Raw genomic sequence first — 1,018 nt, 5'->3', positions numbered from 1 at the left:
GGCAACACGACCTGCATTGTGGCTCCATCACAGGCTGCGGCATCTGGCATCTTCTATTTCCAGGTCAGTCTAAATTTCCGGCCGATGGAAACACGCGATTTGTAGCCAAAGAATGGGACGGCGAGCTTCATGTAAGGGTCGTGTCGGGCGGGGATATGAGCCTCAAGGGTCTGATCGGCGCGCAGGGCGATGCCTCGCTCTCCGCAGGCGGCACTCTGACGCTGATTGCTGCGAAGACGCAGAACGAAGCAAGTGCGTCGCATCACGTGGCAGGGATCTCGCTGAGCAGCCAGGGCGCGCAGGGGACGCTGGGCTATGGCATGCGCGACGACAGATCATCGTCGTCGAGCACGGTCTGGACCCCGTCGGTTCTGGCCTCGCTGGGCGGCAGTGTGGCGCTCAACGCAGGTAAGGCGCTCACGATCGATGGCTCGGCATTGTCGGCGGCGAATGATCTCACGCTCTCAGGCTCGTCCGTCTCGCTGCTGGCTAAGGAGAACAGCCAGACACAGAGCATGGCGCATAAGGAGAAATCCATCGGCGCCAGAATCGGATTGTCTCCAACATCCATTGTCGGGCAGGTGGTCAATACGGGGCTTGCTGCAAGCCAGACGTCAGGTAGCGGCAGCGGGACGCTTGCTGCGCTGAATGCGATGCAGGGCGCGGCGATTATTGTCACCTCGATCATAAGAGGGGGCGATGCAGTTGCGGGCAATATTGTGGGCGTACGCCAATCCATTGGCTCGTCGTCGCTGCATCAGTCGAGCACGGAAACACGGACCGAGGCCGTCGGCTCGGCCCTTAAAGCTGGCAACACGCTTTCTGTCGTGGCGCGTGGCGATAACGCAGCGGATGCGCAGAACGGCTCTTTGAGTGCGACGGCGTCGAGCCTGTCGGGCAAGGATGTAGTTCTCGCGGCCAGCAAGGACATCACGCTGCAGGCGGGCTGGGATACGACCCATAGCGAAGGCGACATGAAGTCGAAATCGACTTCAGTCGGTCTCGATATTGGTGTGGG

At 60.7% G+C, this 1,018-nt stretch carries 1 protein-coding gene; it reads left to right on the top strand.

Annotated elements, in window-relative coordinates:
• Positions 1–140: 140 nt before the first annotated feature.
• Positions 141–1,018: hemagglutinin repeat-containing protein (locus tag C0V97_RS19005; RefSeq protein WP_233582096.1), on the top strand; the 878-nt coding region annotated here is incomplete at its 3' end.

It is taken from the genome of Asaia sp. W19 (genome assembly GCF_003994335.1).
GTDB lineage: Bacteria > Pseudomonadota > Alphaproteobacteria > Acetobacterales > Acetobacteraceae > Asaia.
Note: the sequence above shows the minus strand (reverse complement) of the source record. Positions and strands in the feature narration are given on the sequence as shown.